General features: G+C 68.6%; 14 protein-coding genes and 3 tRNA genes. 10 read left to right on the top strand and 7 right to left on the bottom strand.

Translation table 11 applies throughout. The features are described from left to right. Positions 1-68 precede the first annotated feature (68 nt). Together CAL11_RS17605 and CAL11_RS17600 are read left to right on the top strand one after the other, a co-directional pair. Positions 69-3,491 carry a DUF748 domain-containing protein gene (locus tag CAL11_RS17605; RefSeq protein WP_086093661.1) on the top strand — a complete coding sequence of 1,141 codons (3,423 nt, stop codon included), beginning with the start codon at positions 69-71 and terminating at the stop codon, positions 3,489-3,491. A 17-nt stretch (positions 3,492-3,508) separates the two neighbouring features. Further along, entirely contained in the window at positions 3,509-4,393 is an 885-nt protein-coding gene (locus CAL11_RS17600) for a dienelactone hydrolase family protein (RefSeq protein ID WP_167382530.1), read from the top strand. A gap of 9 nt (positions 4,394-4,402) precedes the next feature. Here CAL11_RS17600 and CAL11_RS17595 read toward each other — a convergent pair whose 3' ends face one another. Beyond that, complete coding sequence (locus tag CAL11_RS17595; RefSeq protein ID WP_086093659.1) at positions 4,403-4,834, bottom strand: hypothetical protein; 432 nt, start codon at positions 4,832-4,834, stop codon at positions 4,403-4,405. A 236-nt stretch (positions 4,835-5,070) separates the two neighbouring features. Between CAL11_RS17595 and CAL11_RS17590 the strand changes: the two genes are divergently transcribed. Together CAL11_RS17590 and CAL11_RS17585 are read left to right on the top strand one after the other, a co-directional pair. Continuing rightward, positions 5,071-5,574 carry a peroxiredoxin gene (locus tag CAL11_RS17590; protein ID WP_003809348.1) on the top strand — a complete coding sequence of 168 codons (504 nt, stop codon included), beginning with the start codon at positions 5,071-5,073 and terminating at the stop codon, positions 5,572-5,574. Positions 5,575-5,651: 77 nt separating this feature from the next. Beyond that, on the top strand, positions 5,652-7,052 hold the full coding sequence (locus tag CAL11_RS17585; RefSeq protein WP_167382529.1) for an MFS transporter: 1,401 nt from the start codon (positions 5,652-5,654) through the stop codon (positions 7,050-7,052). 81 nt (positions 7,053-7,133) lie between these two features. Here the strand turns inward: CAL11_RS17585 and CAL11_RS17580 are convergent, their stop codons facing one another. Both CAL11_RS17580 and bioB read right to left on the bottom strand, forming a co-directional pair. Further along, positions 7,134-8,009 carry a hypothetical protein gene (locus CAL11_RS17580; protein WP_086093657.1) on the bottom strand — a complete coding sequence of 292 codons (876 nt, stop codon included), beginning with the start codon at positions 8,007-8,009 and terminating at the stop codon, positions 7,134-7,136. After that, entirely contained in the window at positions 8,006-9,013 is a 1,008-nt protein-coding gene (gene bioB / locus CAL11_RS17575; protein WP_086093656.1) for a biotin synthase BioB, read from the bottom strand. The genes CAL11_RS17580 and bioB overlap by 4 nt, the downstream gene beginning before the upstream one ends. Before the next feature lie 469 nt (positions 9,014-9,482). On the opposite strand from bioB, the gene CAL11_RS17570 reads away from it, so the two are divergent. From CAL11_RS17570 to CAL11_RS17560, 3 genes are all read left to right on the top strand, one after another. Then, positions 9,483-9,788: a DUF4148 domain-containing protein gene (locus tag CAL11_RS17570; protein ID WP_086093655.1), complete on the top strand. Its 306-nt coding sequence runs from the start codon at positions 9,483-9,485 to the stop codon at positions 9,786-9,788. 63 nt (positions 9,789-9,851) lie between these two features. After that, complete coding sequence (locus CAL11_RS17565) at positions 9,852-10,157, top strand: DUF4148 domain-containing protein (protein ID WP_086093654.1); 306 nt, start codon at positions 9,852-9,854, stop codon at positions 10,155-10,157. Positions 10,158-10,280: 123 nt separating this feature from the next. Next, on the top strand, positions 10,281-10,871 hold the full coding sequence (locus tag CAL11_RS17560) for a TetR/AcrR family transcriptional regulator (RefSeq protein WP_033447630.1): 591 nt from the start codon (positions 10,281-10,283) through the stop codon (positions 10,869-10,871). A 186-nt stretch (positions 10,872-11,057) separates the two neighbouring features. Here the strand turns inward: CAL11_RS17560 and CAL11_RS17555 are convergent. The 4 genes from CAL11_RS17555 to CAL11_RS17540 all read right to left on the bottom strand — a co-directional run bounded on the left by CAL11_RS17555 (position 11,058) and on the right by CAL11_RS17540 (position 12,360). Next, positions 11,058-11,134, bottom strand: a tRNA-Asp gene (locus tag CAL11_RS17555). Positions 11,135-11,170: 36 nt separating this feature from the next. Then, positions 11,171-11,246, bottom strand: a tRNA-Glu gene (locus tag CAL11_RS17550). A 26-nt stretch (positions 11,247-11,272) separates the two neighbouring features. Next, positions 11,273-11,348, bottom strand: a tRNA-Ala gene (locus CAL11_RS17545). A gap of 118 nt (positions 11,349-11,466) precedes the next feature. Further along, positions 11,467-12,360 carry an isocitrate lyase/PEP mutase family protein gene (locus tag CAL11_RS17540; protein ID WP_033465028.1) on the bottom strand — a complete coding sequence of 298 codons (894 nt, stop codon included), beginning with the start codon at positions 12,358-12,360 and terminating at the stop codon, positions 11,467-11,469. A 229-nt stretch (positions 12,361-12,589) separates the two neighbouring features. On the opposite strand from CAL11_RS17540, the gene acnA reads away from it, so the two are divergent. The 3 genes from acnA to CAL11_RS17525 are packed head-to-tail and all read left to right on the top strand — an operon-like array spanning position 12,590 to position 17,394. Beyond that, positions 12,590-15,244: an aconitate hydratase AcnA gene (gene acnA / locus CAL11_RS17535; RefSeq protein ID WP_244172827.1), complete on the top strand. Its 2,655-nt coding sequence runs from the start codon at positions 12,590-12,592 to the stop codon at positions 15,242-15,244. 24 nt (positions 15,245-15,268) lie between these two features. Beyond that, the gene (locus CAL11_RS17530; protein ID WP_086093652.1) at positions 15,269-16,642 is read left to right on the top strand and encodes a dihydroorotase; all 1,374 of its coding nucleotides are present in this window, start codon (positions 15,269-15,271) and stop codon (positions 16,640-16,642) included. A 32-nt stretch (positions 16,643-16,674) separates the two neighbouring features. Continuing rightward, a complete protein-coding gene (locus CAL11_RS17525) occupies positions 16,675-17,394 on the top strand; it encodes an isochorismatase family protein (RefSeq protein WP_033465023.1) in 720 nt (239 codons plus the stop codon).

The following is a 17,394-nucleotide window of genomic DNA, read 5'->3' as shown; positions in this document are numbered from 1 at the left end:
CATGCCTATCATAGACGAGCCGCGATAGCGGCGCGATAATCCCCCCAATCCGTGTCGGGAGTTGCCCAATGCCTGTGCGAATGCCCGGAGTGAGACTCACCCGCCGTACCGTGAAAGTCCTCCTGGCGACCGTGCTGGTCGTGCTGCTGCTGGCCGGCCTGGCGGCGTGGCAGGTGCCGCGCATCGTGCGCGGCGCGCTGACGCAGGACGTCTCCGCCATGCTGGGCCGCGACGTCAGCGTGGGCAAGATCCGCTTCAATCCCTTCACGCTCACGCTGCGCGCCCATGACCTGGCGCTGGCGCAGCCCGAGGGCGCCGCGCCGCTGCTGCAGGTGGCCGAACTGGACGTCAGCGCGTCCTGGATGTCGCTGTTCTGGTTCGCGCCGGTGGTCGACTCGCTGGTGGTGCGCCAGCCGAAGATCGCGCTGGTGCGCGAAGACGTCACGCGCTTCAACTTCTCCGACATCCAGCAGAAAGTCGCCGACATGGCGGCGCAGGCGCCGCCCGAGCCCGAGCCCAAGCCGGGCCTGCCGCGCTTCTCGCTGAACAACATGGTGCTCGAAGGCGGCGAGATCACGCTGGACGACAAGGTGTCGGGGCGCCGGCAGCGCATCGACGAGATCGCCCTGGGCGTGCCGTTCATCTCGACTTTCGGCTACGCCACCGACATCGACGTGCAGCCGCGCGTGCACATGCGCATCAATGGCAGCCCGTTCGACCTGACCGGCGTGGCGCGGCCGTTCGATACGGTGCCGAGCTCGACGCTGGACGTCTCGTTCGCCGGGCTGGAGCTCGAGAAATGGGCCGACGCCTGGCCGCTGCCGCTGCCGGTCAAGCTGGAGCGCGCGCTGCTGGACTCCAGCCTGCAGGTCCTGTTCGAGCAGCCCAAGGACGCGGCGCCGCGCATCAAGGTGGTGGGCGAGCTGGGCCTGCGCCAACTGGATGTGCGCGAGTCGTCCGGCGATGTGCTGGCGCAATGGGGCGCGCTGGCGGTGCGCCGCATCGCCTTCGAACCCATGCAGCGCAGCCTGTACATCGGCGAGGTCGAGCTGTGGTCGCCCCAGATCCAGACGCGGCGCTACGCCGACCAGCGCCTGAACTGGCTGGACATCGCGCAGAAGCTGCAGAAACTGGGCGCCGGCGACGCGCCGGCCAGGCCGGCGGCCGCGCCCGCGCCCGCGCCCGCGACGCCGGCTCCGGCTCCGGCCGCCGAGGCGGCCGCCGCGCCGCAGGCCAGTGCCGCCGCGGCCCCGCCCGACGCGTGGCACGTGGCGGTGGATGCGATCAATGTCAGGGATGCCGAGCTGCACTTGCGCGACGCGGTCACCAAGCTGGACTACGTGATGAACGGCGTGGGCGCCACGGTCGAGGGCCTGGAGCTGCCGCAGCCGCCGGACCGTCCGATCGGCCTGTGGCTGACCATGGACAGCACCATCGATGGCAGCTGGCTGCGCGCCAAGGGGCCCTTGACGCTGGAACCGCTGAACCTCGACGTCAAGGTGGAGCTCGACAGGCTGGCCCTGGCGCGCCTGGCGCCGGCGGTGCGGGCCAGCGCGCCCATCCTGGTCGAGGACGGTCGCCTGGGGGCGCAGGCGCGCGTGCGCCTGGCGCAGCGCGAGGGCGGCACGCAGGTCGTCGCCGAAGGCGTGGCGCTGCGGCTGTCGGACCTGAGCCTGCGCGACGAGTCGGTCAAGCCGGCGGTGCCGGTCAGCGTGAAGCAGTTCGAGGCCCGCTTCGACCGGCTGGCGCCGGATGCCCAGCCGTCGCCCTTCACCCTGAAGGCCGATGGCGTGCAGGGCGAGGGCGCGCTCGCCATGCAGGGGTCCCTGACGGCGCAGCCGCTGGCGCTGAAGTCCAGCGTGGACCTGGCCCGCCTCGACCTGGCGCCGTTCGCGCCGTATATCGCCTCCAGCCTGAACGCCACGGTGCGGGCCATCAATCTCAGCGCGCGCGGCGACGCCGAGTTCGCCGCGGCCGCCGGCGCGGCGCCCATGAAGGCGGCCTGGCGCGGCGCGGTCGACGTCAACGACCTGGACCTCGCCGACCGCGTCAATCGCGACGACTTCATGCAATGGAAGCGGCTGGGCCTGGCCGGCATGCAGGTGTCGGTCAATGGCGATGCCTTTGCCGCCAACCTGGGCGACATCACGCTGGAGGATTTCTACGGGCGCGTGCTGCTCAACGCCGAGGGCCGGCTCAACGTCATGGACCTGGTGGCCGAGCCCGGCCAGGCGGGCGGTTCCATCACCCAGGACACCCAGACCCGCGCCCGCGCCGCGGCGCCCGCCAAGCCCGGTCCGATGCCCGACATCGCGATCGGCAGCGTGACGCTCAAGGGCGGCAAGATGACCTTCACCGACCGCTTCGTCAAACCCAACTACACGGCCGAGCTGTCGCGCATCGAAGGCTCGGTGTCGGCGGTGTCCTCGCGCCAGCCCAAGCCGGCCAAGGTCAACGTGGCGGGCCGCGTCTATACGTCCGCGCCGTTCTCCATCAGCGGCACGGTGCAGCCCTTCGCGCAGTTCCTGTCGCTGGATCTCAAGGCCTCGGCCAAGGGGGTGGACCTGCCGCGCTTCACGACGTACTCGGCCAAGTACGTGGGCTATCCGATCAAGCGCGGCAAACTGTCGCTGGACGTGCAGTACCAGATCAAGGACCGCGCGCTGCAGGCGAGCAACCGCGTCGTGCTCAACCAGCTGACCTTCGGCGACAAGACCGACAGCCCGGACGCGGTCAAGCTGCCGGTGCTGCTGGCGGTGGCGCTGCTCAAGGACAGCCGCGGCAACATCGACATCAACCTGCCGATCTCCGGCTCGCTCGACGATCCGCAGTTCTCGGTCGGCGGCATCATCGTGCGGGTGCTGGTCAATCTGGTGGTCAAGGCCGTGACCTCGCCCTTTACGCTGCTCGCCTCGGCCTTCGGCGGCGGCGAGGAGCTCTCGTACATCGAGTTCGACCCGGGCAGCGCGGCGCTCACGCCCGAGGCCGAAAGCCGCATCGAGACGCTGGCCAAGGCGCTGAACGACCGTCCGGGGCTGAAGCTGGACGTGGCCGGCCGCGCCGATCCCGCCAGCGACGAGGAAGGCCTGCGCCAGGCCTGGGTCGAGCGCCAGATCCGCCTGGCCAAGGCCCGCGATACCGCCGGGCGCGGCAAGAAGCCGGCGCCCGACGGCGTCGAGGTCGCGCCGGCCGAACGGGAGAAGTACTTGGAGGAGGTCTACGACGATACTAAGATCGAAGGCAAGCCGCGCAATTTCATCGGCATGGCCAAGTCGATCCCGGCCGAGCAGATGGAGGCGCTGCTGCGCGGCGCCGCCCCCCTGGGCGCCGACGACCTGCGCAAGCTGGCCGACGCGCGCGCGCAGGCCGTCTATGAAAAGCTGCAGGCCGCAGGGCCGGCCGACCGTATTTTCGTCGTAGCGCCCCAGCTCGACGCCGACGGCATCAAGGATGACGGCAAGCCGACGCGCGTGGACTTTTCCCTGAAGTGACGCACCGGAGGTTCCCCATGACCGATGCAGATCCGCATTTCGACAGCCTGTTGCCGCCCTTGACGCTGACGCGGCGCGGCTTCGTCGTCACCAGTCTGGCGGCCGGCTTTTCGCTGGCGGCCGGCGCGGCCGCCGCGCAGAGCGCCATCCATACCGACGCGGCCGGGCTGACCGCGGGCAAGGTCGACATTCCCACGCCCGACGGCAAGATGCCGGCCTATCGCGCCGCGCCGGCCGGCAAGAAGGACCTGCCGACCCTGCTGGTGGTGTCCGAGATATTCGGGGTGCACGAGTACATCCAGGACGTCTGCCGCCGCCTGGCCCGGCTGGGCTACCAGGCGGTCGCGCCCGAGCTGTTCGCGCGCTACGGCGACCCGACCGGCTATACCGACATCGGCCGCCTGCGCGCCGAGGTGGTGGACAAGGCCGGCGATCGCCAGGTGCTGGCCGACCTGGATGCGGCGGCGGCCTGGGCGGCCGCCAACGGCGGCAATTCGTCCCGCCTGGGCATACTGGGGTTTTGCTGGGGCGGCCGCATCGTGTGGCTGTATGCGGCGCACAATCCCGGGCTGAAGGCCGGCGCGGCCTGGTACGGCCAGCTGGGCGGGCAGGCCAGCGAGCTCAAGCCGCGCTCGGTGCTGGAGTCGGTCGGCGACCTCAAGGCGCCGGTGCTGGGCGCCTATGGCGGCAAGGATGCCGGCATCCCGCTGTCGGACGTGGACCGGATGCGGCTGGCGCTGGCCAAGGGGCCGCCGGCCGCGCGCGACTCGCGCATCGACGTCTACCCGGAGGCGCCGCACGCGTTTCACGCCGACTACCGGCCCAGCTACCGCAAGGCCGAGGCCGAACAGGCCTGGCAGCGCATGCTGGACTGGTTCGGCCAGCACGGCCTGGCGGCGTAGCGCCGGCGTTCAGTCGGCGGGCTGGTCCTCGGGCAGTCCGTCGGTCGCCTCGGCGATCGCCTGTTTCATTTCGTCGTAGGTCATGGCGCGTTCGCGCTGGAAGCTGGCCAGCGCGCCCGTGCAGCCGTCCACCCCCGAGGCGCGCATGTCCGCCATCATTTCGGCGCCTTCCTGCTGGCCGCGCGCATAGCGCTCGTCGAAAGCGTCGAAGGCGTAGTGGTACTCATCGGCGTAGCGCCGCAGGTTCAGCCGCCAGGTTTCGGCGTGCTGGGCCAGGTCCGGGGGCGAGGCGCCGCAGGTCCGCGCCGCGCCGTTGGCCGCGCCCGAGGTGAGCACGATCTGGTCGAAGATGGCCTGGCCGGCCGGGTCGGCGGCGGCCTGGGCGCAGGCCGCGCCGCTTGTGGCCGCCAGCAGCAGGGCGGCCAGGAAATGTCTGGTCATGAAGAGGCCTCCACATGGCGCCGCGCGGGGCGGCGCGGGCGTGGCACGCGTGTGCCGCAATCCTGCATTATGGCCAAAGCCGCGCCGCGCCTGGGCGGTTGGCGGTTTTGAGTCGTTTCAGACTGTGCGGGGTTTTTTCCGCTGCGCGGCGGGCGGCGCGAAAACCGCGCAGGAACTATGATTGAGCTTTGCCGCGCCCGCCCGGGCGCACCTCACCCGAGAAACCGGAGAGCCTCATGACCATCAAAGTCGGCGATCGCGTGCCCGACGGCACGTTGACCGAATTCATCGAAACCGAAACCGCCGGCTGCACGCTGGGGCCCAATGCCTTCCAGGTCGCCGACCTCGTCAAGGGCAAGAAGATCGCCCTGTTCGCCGTGCCGGGCGCGTTCACGCCGACCTGCTCGGCCAAGCACCTGCCCGGCTATGTCGAACAGGCCGCCGCGCTGCGCGCCAAGGGCATCGACGAAATCTGGTGCGTGGCGGTCAACGACGCGTTCGTGATGGGCGCATGGGGCCGCGAGCAGCAGGCCGGCGGCAAGGTGCGCATGCTGGCCGACGGCTCGGCCCTGTGGACCACCGCGCTGGGCCTGGAACTCGACCTGGTGCAGCGTGGCATGGGCGTGCGCTCGCAGCGCTATTCGGCGCTGATCGACGACGGCGTGGTCAAGCAGCTCAACATCGAGGCGCCTGGCAAGTTCGAAGTCAGCGACGCCGCCACCATGCTGGCCCAGGCCTGAGCCTTACGCAGTTGCTGTATGCCGCGGGCCATCGAGGCCCGCGGCCCGTTTTGCCGCAAGCGGACATCCGTGTTCCCATGCTCACCACGATTTCCTCATTCTCGTCGCTTTATTTCGCCACCCTGCTGATGCTGATCGGCACGGGCCTGTTCAATACCTACATGGGGCTGCGGCTGACCGCGCAGTCCGTCAACGAGATCTGGATCGGCGCGCTGATCGCTGGCTACTACCTGGGGCTGGTGTGCGGCGCGCGGCTGGGGCACAAGCTGATCATCCGGGTCGGCCATATCCGCGCCTTCGTGGCCTGCGCCGCCGTGGCCACCAGCATGATCCTGGCGCAGGCGCTGGTCGACCACCTGCCGCTGTGGCTGCTGCTGCGCCTGATATCGGGCATCGTGATGGTCACCGAGTTCATGGTGATCGAAAGCTGGCTCAACGAACAGACCGAAAACCACCAGCGCGGCCGTGTCTTCTCGGTGTACATGGTGGTGTCCGGCCTGGGCACGGTCCTGGGGCAACTCGCCCTGACCGCCTACGCCACGCTGGACGACGGCCCGCTCACCCTGGTGGCCATGTGCCTGGTGCTGTGCCTGGTGCCGATCGCCGTGACCGCGCGCTCGCACCCGCCCACGCCGCTGCCCGCGCCGCTGGACCTGCGCTTTTTCGCCAGCCGTGTGCCGCTGTCGCTGACCGTGCTGTTCGTGGCCGGCAACCTGTCCGGCGCGTTCTACGGGCTGGCGGCCGTCTACGCCGCCAAGCACGGCCTGTCCACGTCGCAGTCGGCCATTTTCGTGGCCGCCGCGGTAACGGCGGGGCTGCTGTCGCAGTGGCCGATGGGCTGGCTGTCCGACCGCATCAACCGCGCCGGGCTGATCCGGTTCAACGCGGCGGTGCTGGTGCTGCTGCCGGTGCTGATGTGGGGCTGGATCGTGCTGCCGTACTGGGCGATGGTGGCGTTGTCGTGCGTATTCGGCGTGCTGCAGTTCACCCTTTATCCGCTGGGCGCCGCCTTCGCCAACGACCACGTCGAACCCGAGCGCCGCGTCGGCCTGAGCGCCATCCTGCTCATGACCTACGGCGTGGGCGCCTGCCTGGGGCCGCTGATCGCCGGCGTCATGATGTCGCTGGGAGGCCCCGGCATGTACTACGTGTTCATTTCCGCCTGCGCGGTGATCCTGGTCTGGCAGGTACGGCCGGCGCGCGTTACCGGCGCGCACCAGGTGGACGAGGCGCCGGTGCACTTCGTGCCCATGCCCGACACCCTGCAAAGCTCGCCCGCGGCCGTCGCGCTCGATCCGCGCGTCGACCCCGACGTGGACATCACGATGGAAATGGCCGATCCCGGCCCCGACGTGGTCGAGCCGCCGGCGCCGGCCGGCCCGCCCGCGCCGAGCGCCGACAGCGAAAGCACGAGCGCGCCGCAGGCCGGCGAGCAGGCCGCGCCAGACGACGCGGCAGCCCGGCGCACCGGAACCTGAGGCGCGCGGCCTGGGGAGCGGCAGCCGCGGCAAAGGTAGCGGGAACCTGTCCCCGCTGGGACAGGCTTCCGGGGATCGGGGTTACCACGGCAGCATGGCGGCGATGGCCGCCAGCGCCAATGCCAGGCCGGCCAGGTTGAGCGCGCTCAGGCGTTCGCGAAACGCCAGCGCGCCCACCAGGGTGCCCACCGTGATGACCCCCATGTTCATCGCGCCGAACACCAGGGCCGGGTGGTCCGGCAGGCTTTGATGGGCCCGCACGTACGTGAGGATATTGCCGAAGTTGGCCAGGCCCAGCGCGACGCCGGCCAGCGCGTGGCGGGCTTGCCAGCGGGTGCGCCGGATGCACAGGTAGGCCAGCGTCAGCAGGCCCGCGGCCACGAAGGTCGTCAGCAGGCCGGCCGAAAACGCCGTGCCGCTGCGCGCCAGCTGCTTGAACAGGATATCGATCACGCCATAGCCGGCCCAGACCGCCAGCGGCCACATCCATGCCGCGCGGCGATCGTCCGGCGCGTCTTGCGCCGCCGCGCCCGCGGGCGCGCGGCGGCGCAGCAGGCAGGCCAGCGCCGCGAACGCCAGCGCGATCGCGGCCAGCTTGCGCGCCGTCAGGCTTTCGCCGAACAGCACGAAGGCGGCCAGCAGCGGGATGAACAGCGACAGGCGCTGCGCCGCGTCGCTCTTGACGATGCCCGCGTGGCGCACCGAGCGCGCCATGGCGACGAACACCGTGGGCAGCAGCACGGCCAGCGCCGCCAGCACGGGCGCGCCCTGCATGGCCTGGCGCAGCGCCTGCGCATCGGGGCGCAGCAGCAGCCAGCACAGGGCCGCCGCCACGGCGTAGTTCACCGCGATGGCCTGGCGCACGTCGATGGCGTGGCGGCGCGCCAGCTTCAGGAGCACCGCCACGGTGACGCTGCAGGCGACGCTGGCCGCCAGGTACAGCAGGCCCTGGTTCATGCCTGCCCCGCCGCGCAGGGCAGGCCTTCGGCGCGCATGCCCAGGCGTTGCAGCAGCCGCCGGTCGGCCTCGACCTGCGGGTTGCCGGTGGTCAGCAGCACATCGCCATAGAAGATCGAGTTGGCGCCGGCCATGAAGCACAGCGCCTGTTCGCTGTCGCTCATGGTCTCGCGGCCCGCCGACAGCCGCACCTTGGCCAGCGGCATGGTGATGCGCGCCACGGCGATGGTGCGGATGAACTCGAACGGATCCAGCGTCTCGGCGCCCGCCAGGGGCGTGCCTTCGACCTGCACCAGGTTGTTGATGGGCACCGATTCCGGGTAGGGCTCCATGTTCGCCAGCTGGGCGACCAGGCCGGCGCGATCGCGGCGCGACTCGCCCATGCCGACAATGCCGCCGCAGCACACGTTGATGCCGGCCTCGCGCACCTGTTGCAGCGTGTCCAGGCGGTCCTGGTAGGTGCGCGTCGAAATGATCTTGCCGTAGAACTCGGGCGCGGTATCCAGGTTGTGGTTGTAGTAATCCAGCCCGGCGGCCTTCAGCTGCCCGGCCTGGCCGTCGCGCAGCATGCCGAGCGTGACGCAGGTTTCCATGCCCAGCGCCTTGACCGCGCCGATCATTTCGGCCACGGCCTGCAGGTGATGCGGCTTGGGGCTGCGCCAGGCCGCGCCCATGCAGAAGCGTTGCGCGCCGTTGGCCTGGGCCGCGCGCGCCGCGCGCACCACCTCGTCCAGCGGCATCAGCTTGTCGGCATCCACGCCGGTATCGTAGTGGGCCGATTGCGGGCAGTACGCGCAATCCTCCGGACAGCCGCCGGTCTTGATCGACAGCAGGCTGGACAACTGCACCGTATTGGCGTCGAAGTGCTGGCGGTGCACCTGCTGGGCGCGATGCAGCAGGTCCAGGAAAGGCAGCTCGAACAATTCGGCGACCGCCGCCAGGGGCCAGCGCTCGGCGCCGGGCGGACGGACGGGAGTGGGGACGGGAACGTAGGCCGTATGCATGGGGCGGGGCTCCATAGGGGCGGTGGGACAAGCGGCTGGGCGCCGGGGGCAATGCGGCCGATCGTAGGAATGAACTCGCGGTTTGGGCAATATCCCGGATTTCCGGGAAAATGAATGAAAATTGACGTAATTTAAAAGAAATAAAAGGATTTTATGGCGCGGCCGATGTTAACGCGATGCGATCTTCCGGCAGGCGGAGGCATCGAATTATTGTTTCAGTGTGTAAATTTTTCATCGATGCGCCAGGTCTGCCCGATGTTGCGGGCAGGCGACGTCTTATCAAGTTACAAAAAACCCGTGCGGAAAGGCTTGCGCTGTCTATCTACTAGTAGGTAATATTCATCCATCGACGCAGCAATCCCGTTTCACGCGGCATCGATGCAGCAAGGCTTACCGGCCTTTTTTATTTATCGGCTTATCTATCTACACATAGATAGCTCAATGCAGCATCCTCTATCGGAGATTGACCATGAACCGCATCGCTACCGCCCTGATTCTTTCCGCTTCCGTGTTCGGCGCCGCCCAGGCCGGCGAGCTGGACTATCCGCCCGCCATCGAAAGCGCCAGCACCCTCAGCCACGCCCAGGTGCAGGATGAACTGCTGGCCGCCCGCGCCGCCGGCCAGATGAACAGCGCCGAGCTGGCTTATCCGCCCGTCCTCGAGCAGGCCGCCACCCAAGTGTCGCGCAGCCAGATCCGCCAGGAGCTGAGCGCCGCCAAGGCCCAGGGCCTGGACGCCTCCGGCGAGCTCGACTATCCGCCCGTCGCCGGCTGATATTTCGCCTTCACACCTATCTACGCATAGATCATTTTTCTTGACGAATCCAGGAGTCTCACCATGAACCGCATCGCTACCGCCCTGATTCTTTCCGCTTCCGTGTTCGGCGTGGCCCAGGCCGGCGAACTGGACTATCCGCCCGCCATCGAAAGCGCCAGCACCCTCAGCCACGCCCAGGTGCAGGCCGAACTGCAGGCTGCCCGCACCCAGGGGTTGATGGCCGCCGGCGAGCAGGACTATCCGGTCACCGCCTATGCCGCCGCCAGCGCCGTGTCGCGCGAGCAGGTGCGCAACGAACTGGCCGCCGCGCGCGCCCAGGGCCTGACCGAGTCCGGCGAACTGGCCTATCCGCCCGTCGCGGGTTGAGCCATGCCGGCTCGCGCGAGCCTGCGCGCCCCAGGGCGGCGGGTTCGCTTCGCCGCTTGCCGCGTGAACCCGTTCTGGGTTAACCCGCTATCGCCCCAACCTACGTATAGGTAAAATTCGATCATGGACACGCCAAGCACAAACTCCACCCGCGACCAGCTTCTCGACTACGCGCAGAAGCTGATCCGCACGCGCGGCTGCAATGGCTTCAGCTATCGCGACCTAGCCGATCACGTGGGCGTCAAGACGTCCAGCGTGCACTACTACTTCCCGTGCAAGGACGACCTGCTGTACGAAGCCGTCGAGAACTACACCGGCTCCGCGCTGGAAACCCTGCGCGGCATCTCGCCCACGCTGCCCGCCAAGGAGCGGCTGGACGCCTATATCGCCATGGTCGAGTCGCACAGTTGCCAGGCCGACCAGCTTTGCCTGGGCGGGATGCTGGCCGCCGAGCTCAACACCTTGCCGGAACGCGTGCGCGCCGCGCTGCAGGCTTTTTTCACGGTCGAGGAAAACTGGCTGGCCAATGTGCTGGCCGACGGCGCGCGCGAAGGCACGCTGCGCTACGCCAGTACGCCGGAGAAGGCCGCGCGCGCGCTGTTCGCCACGGTGCAGGGTTGCCTGCTGGGCGCGCGCCTGTTCCAGCGTCCGCCCGATCTGCGCGAAGCCCTGGGCGCGTTGTACGTCCAGTGCGGCGAAAGCCCGGCGCATTGAGCGCCGGCGTATCGCCATGACGAACGGCCGCCGCGGGCGGCCGTTTTCTTGGCTGGCGGCGGATCGGTGCCTGTCCCTGCGGGGACAGGCGCCCCGAGAGTTTGCGGGTGCCAGTCCTCATGCGGGGACAGGCACCCGGAAAAGAAAAAAGCCAGTTGCTTACGCAACTGGCTTTCCGGAATCTTTTGGCGGAGCGGACGGGGCTCGAACCCGCGACCCCCGGCGTGACAGGCCGGTATTCTAACCAACTGAACTACCGCTCCGCAGCGGCGTAACTTGCTACACCATGCCAGGCGAACTGGCGTCCCCTAGGGGATTCGAACCCCTGTACTCACCGTGAAAGGGTGATGTCCTAGGCCTCTAGACGAAGGGGACAGGACTTGCACATACCGTCGCGTTACTGGTGGAGGTAAGCGGGATCGAACCGCTGACCTCTTGCATGCCATGCAAGCGCTCTCCCAGCTGAGCTATACCCCCTATGTGTCAAACATAGTGTCGTAAGCGACAGGGCCGCAATTATGCACTATTTTTGAAACGCCTGCACGGCGCTGCGATCGCGCGCTGCGCGAGGGGCGCGCGATCGCGCCGGGCAGCGTCAGTCGAGCGTGGTCAGCTTCTTTTCTAGCGCCCGCATGGTTTCGTAGTCCATCAGTTCCATGATGTCCTCGATGCCGACCAGCAGGTCGGGGCGGTGGGCCGGCGTGCCGGTGGCGATGACATTCTTCATTTCTTCCAGCGCGCTGCGCATGCCATGGATGGCGGCGGCCGGCAGCATGCGCGGCAGGCTGATGCGCTTGACGCCGAGCCGCTTGAGTTCGGGCAGGGGAATGAGCGGCGTGGTGGGGCGCTGGCGCACGCCGAAGCCCATGTTCACGCTGACCGGCACGCCCGCCGCCTCGACGATGCGGCCGATATCCTCGGCGGTGCGCACCGCGTCGGGAAAGATGACGTCGGCGCCCGCGGCGGCATAGGCCTGGGCGCGGCGCGCGGCGCCCTCGATGCCTTCGACGGCCAGCGCGTCGGTGCGGGCGATGATGACGAAGTTGTCGTCGCGTCGCGCCAGGCAGGCCGCCTCGATCTTCTTCACCATTTCCTCGAGCGGGATCACGTCCTTGCCGGGCATGTGTCCGCAGCGCTTGGGGCTGACCTGGTCTTCCAGGTTGACGCCGGCCACGCCGGCTTCCTCGAACATCTGCACCGTATGGAAAACGTTCACGGGATTGCCGTAGCCAGTATCGGCATCGGCCGTCAGCGGGATGTCGACCGAGCGCGCAAGCATGCGGCAGTGGTTGACGTTTTCCATCAATCCCATCACGCCGATGTCGGCGATGCCGAGCAGGGCGTTGGACAGGGCCGCGCCGCTGGTGCAGGCAGTCTTGAAGCCGGCGGCCTGCACCAGACGCAGGCTGTAGCCGTCGTACACGCCTGGCGAGACGATGAATTCGGCCGAATTGAGCAGATCCCGAAATTTCTTGGCGGCGGAGGACATGAGTGGGTGGTTCCTTTGAACGGCGAATGGCGGCGCACGGGCGCAGAGTGGGTGCATTATCCGGCTCGGCTCGATAAAGTGTCAACTCTTTTGTCTGTGGCGGCGGGCGCTTCCCGTTATTCTGGGTGGATGGATAGCCTGTTTCGCTGATTTTCCGTGTTTTCGGAATTTACTGTTGACAGTTTGCTGCCTCCACGCCTATGCTTTCGAGATGACAGACAGGGGCTACATGAACGCGTCGTTTCTCCACCAAGGCACTCCGATCCATTACGCCGATGTGGCGGCCGCGGCCGCCCGCTGCGGGGTCGAGCTGGCTTCGCTGCCGTACGTGATCCGCATCCTGCTGGAGAACCTGCTGCGCCATCGCGGGCGCGGTCGTCCGGTGCAGGAAGCCGAGATCGAGGCTGTCGCCCATTGGCAGGCCCATATCTCCGAGCAGATCTCGCTGCACGTCGAGCGCGTGATCCTGCCCGATTCCAGCGGCCTGCCGGTGCTGCAGGACCTGGCCGCGCTGCGCGACGCGGTGCGGGCCGGCGGCGGCGATCCGGCGCGGGTCGACACCCGCGTGCCGGTCGATCTGATCGTCGATCATTCGCTGCAGGTCGATGCCTGGAGCCGTGAAGACGCCGTGCGCCGCAACCTGGACGCCGAGTTCGCGCGCAACGAAGAGCGCTACCGCTTCCTCAAGTGGGCGCAGCAGGCCTTCGACGGGTTGCGCGTGTACGCGCCGGGCACCGGCATCATCCACCAGGTCAATCTCGAGAAGCTGGCGTCGGTGGTCAGCACCGGCGAACACGGCGGCCAGCAGTGGGCCTGTCCGGATTTCGTGATCGGCGGCGACTCGCATACGCCCATGGTCAACGGGCTGGGCGTGCTGGGCTGGGGCGTGGGCGGCATCGACGCCGAGTCGGCCCTCCTGGGCCGGGCCTATACATTCCCGATTCCCGAGGTGGTCGGCGTCGAGCTCAAGGGCGCGTTCCGCAGTCCGGTCAGCACGACCGACGCCGCGCTGCTGGTCACGCAGCGACTGCGCGCCGAAGGCGTGACCGGCTGCATGGTGGAGTTCTTCGGCGAGGCCCTGCCGGGCCTGTCGGTGGCCGACCGCGCCACCATCGCCAACATGGCGCCCGAGTACGGCGCCACCTGCGGTTTCTTCCCGGTCGACGGTCAGACGCTGGATTACCTGCGTCTGACCGGCCGGCCGGCCGAGCACATCGAACTGGTGCGGGCCTATTGCCAGGCCAACGGCCTGTGGCGCGCCGACCCGACCGCCGCCGCGGTGCGCTACGCGCGGGTCGTGCGCATCGACCTGGCGCAGGCCGAACCTTGCATGAGCGGCCCGCGCCGCCCGCAGGACCGCCTGCCGATCGGCCAACTGGCCGAAGACTTCAGGCAGCGCCTGCCGCGCCCGGCGGCCGAGGGCGGTTTCGGCCTGGACGCCGCCGCGCTGGCCCGTGCGCCCGGCAGCGCCGGGTTGCGCCACGGCAGCATCGTGGTGGCGGCCCTGACCTCGTGCACCAACACTTCCAATCCGTCGGTCATGCTGACCGCCGCGCTGGTGGCGCGCGCCGCGCGCCAGCGCGGCATCGCCCCGCCGGCCTGGGTCAAGCGTTCGCTCGCGCCGGGCTCGCGCACGGTCACCGACTACCTGGCCGCTACCGGCCTGCTGGAGGACCTGGAGGCGCTGGGCTTCGGCGTCATCGGCTACGGCTGTACCACCTGCGGCGGCAAGTCCGGCCCGCTGGCGCCCGAGGTCGCGCAGGATATCGCCGACAACCAGTGGGTGGTGTGCACCGTGCTGTCGGGCAACCGCAATTTCGAAGGGCGCATCCACAAGCTGGCGCGCGCCAACTACATCGGTTCGCCGCCGCTGGTGGTGGCCTATGCCCTGGCCGGGCGCATCGACATCGATTTCTCGCGCGAGCCGATCGCCACCGACGCCCAGGGCCAGCCCGTGTGGCTGCACGAGCTGTGGCCCAGCGAGGCGCAGCTGGACGGGATCATGGCGCGCGCCTTGTCGCCGCAAGGCTTTCGCAAGGTCTGGGGCCTGGAGCCCGAAGGCGCGTCTCAGTGGCGCGCGCTGGCCGAGGTGTCCGGGCAGCATTGGCACTGGGACGATTCCAACTACCTGGTCGAGCCGCCGTTCTTCAAGGCGCCGGCCCAGCAGTTCGGCCAGCGCCTGGGCGGGGCGCGCGTGCTCGGCCTGTATGGCGATTCGCTGACCACCGACCACATCTCGCCCAGCGGCGAGATTCCCGCCGAGGCGCCCGCGGGCCAGTACCTGCTGAGCCTGGGCGTGGCGCAGCGGGATTTCAACACCTATGTGGCGCGCCGCTCCAACTTCGAGGTCATGACGCGCGCGACCTTCGGCAACATCCGGATCCGCAACCTGCTGGTGCCGGGCACCGAGGGCGGCTACACGCGCCATTTCCCTTCCGGCGAGCTGCTGAGCATCTACGACGCCAGCCGGCGCTACATGGCCGCCGGTACGCCCACCATCGTGCTGGCCGGCGAGGAGTACGGCACCGGCAGCAGCCGCGACTGGGCCGCCAAGGGCACGGCGCTGCTGGGCGTGCGCGCGGTGCTGGCCAAATCGTACGAACGCATCCACCGCGCCAACCTGGTGGGCATGGGCGTGATCCCGTTCCAGTTCGAGCGCGGCCAGGGCTGGCGCGAGCTGGGCCTGGACGGCAGCGAGACGTTCGAGTTCTTCGATGTGCTCGACGGCATACGCCAGGGCCGGCCGGTGCGGGTGGCCGCCAGCCGCGACGACGGCATGCGGGTCGAATTCAGCGTCATGCCGCAGGCGCTGACCGAGTCCGAGCGCGAACTGTTGCTCCAGGGCGGCATCCCGGCCAGCGTGCTGGCCGATTATCTGCAGTAATCCCACGAATCAAGGAAAACCAACATGGCACGACCTCTGGATACGCTACTGGCCAACACCCTCGTGTTCCTGGAAGGGCAGGGCCTGGTGCCGGGGAGCATCGGCATCGCCGACGGCCGGATCGCGGTGATCGGCAGCCACGGGCAGGACATGCCCGCCGCGCGCGAGACCATCGACTGCCAGGGCCTGTGGACCTTGCCGGGCGTCATCGACCCGCACGTGCACTTCGGCTTCGGCTCGCCCGAAACCGATTTCGAGACCGAGTCGCGCAACGCGGCCCTGGGCGGTACGACCAGCGTCATTTCGTTCCACCGCTCGGCCGATATCCGCGAGAGTTTCGACGCGGTGCGCGAGCGCGCCGAAAGCCAGAGCTGCATCGATTTCGGCTTTCACTTCGGCATCACCAGCCGCCTGCACGTGGACACGCTCGACGAGATCTCGCACCGCTTCGGCGTCAGCTCGTACAAGCTGTACATGATGTACAAGGGGGCGGCGGGGTTGTCCAAGGGCTTTACCGATATCGACGACGGCCTGCTGTGGGGCGCGCTGAACGCCACGCGCGCCATCCCCGGCGCGGTGCTGGGCGTGCATTGCGAAAACGTCGAGGTGATCCCGTGGCTGCGCGACCCGCTGCGCGCGGCCGGCCGCGACGACCTGGCCGCCTGGAACGAGCAGAGCCCGGACTTCCTCGAGGCCGAGAACGTGCATCGTGTCTGCTACTTCGCAGGCAAGACCGGCACGCCGGTCAATATCGTGCACCTGAGCAGCCGCGAGGCGCTGCGCGAAGTGCGCCGCCATCGCCACGAAGGGCGCGTCGCGCCCATCTATGTGGAAACCTGCCCGCACTATCTGTTCCTGGACGACCGCAGTCCGGCCGGCACCTATGCCAAGGTCAATCCGCCGGTGCGCTCGGCCGCCGACATCGACGCGATGTGGGAAGGCGTGTGCGACGGCGCGATCACCACCATCGGCTCGGACCACGTGCCGCGCAAGCGCGCCACCAAGGACAAGGACATCTGGGCCGCCAGCAACGGCTTTCCCGGCACCGGCATGATCCTGCCCATCCTGCTGCACGAGGGCTATCACCGGCGCCAGGTGCCGCTCGAGACGCTGATGCGGGTGGCCAGCGGCGCCACGGCGCGCATCTACGGCATGCCGGGCAAGGGCCGCATCGCGGTCGGCAACGACGCCGACCTGGTCATCGTCGATCCGGATCTGGAGAAGACCGTGGACCCGGGCGAACTCGAATCGCACGCCGATTACTCGCCGTACGAAGGCATGCGCCTGAAAGGCTGGCCAGTGCGCACGCTGGTGCGCGGCCGCACCGTGGCGCGCGACGGCCGCATCGCCGACGAGGCCCGCCAGACGCCGGGCGGGCGCTATCTGCGTCGCCTCTGATCGATACCCATACTATTCACTGGAGCATCAATATGTCGGAAACCAAGCGCATCTGGGACGCTTTCCTCACCGAGCGGGACAAGGAGGTATACAAGGCGGCCGGCTACGGCAAGCGGGGCGGCTTCGGCAAGCGGCCGGCGCTGTTCATCATCGACGTGCAATACAACTTCTGCGGCGACAAGCCCGAGGACATCCTCGAAGGCCTGAAGCAGTACCGCACGCACTGCGGCGCCGAGGCATGGGACGCGGTCAAGCACATCGTGCCGCTGCTGGAACTGGCGCGCGAGAAGAACCTGCCGGTGTTCTACACCGAAAGCGGCCGCCGCAACGACCTGCTCGACAGCGGCGTGCAGGTGGGCAAGAACCATCGCGGCGGCGAGAAAACCGTGCTCGCCAACACCCACGCCACCCGCACGGTCGAGGAGCTGGCGCCGCTGCCGCAGGACATCCGCATCGTCAAGCAGAAGCCGTCGTGCTTCTTCGGCACGATCTTCATGAGCCACCTCAACTTCTTCGACGTCGATACGCTGATCCTGGTCGGCTGCACCACGTCCGGCTGCCTGCGCGCGACCACTGTCGACGCCTACTCGTACAACTTCAAGGTCATCATTCCCGAGGAGGCCTCATTCGACCGCTTCCAGTCCAGCCACGCGATGAGCCTGTTCGACCTGAACTGCAAGTATGCCGACGTCATCCCGACCGCCGAGGTCGCCGAATACCTGAAGGCGCTGCCGGCGCGCGAAGCGGGTTGA

This window comes from Bordetella genomosp. 6 (assembly GCF_002119705.1).
GTDB classification, from domain to species: Bacteria; Pseudomonadota; Gammaproteobacteria; order Burkholderiales; family Burkholderiaceae_B; genus Bordetella; species Bordetella bronchiseptica_F.
The sequence above is the reverse complement of the archived record's forward strand: the minus strand, read 5'-3'. Positions and strand labels throughout refer to the sequence as shown.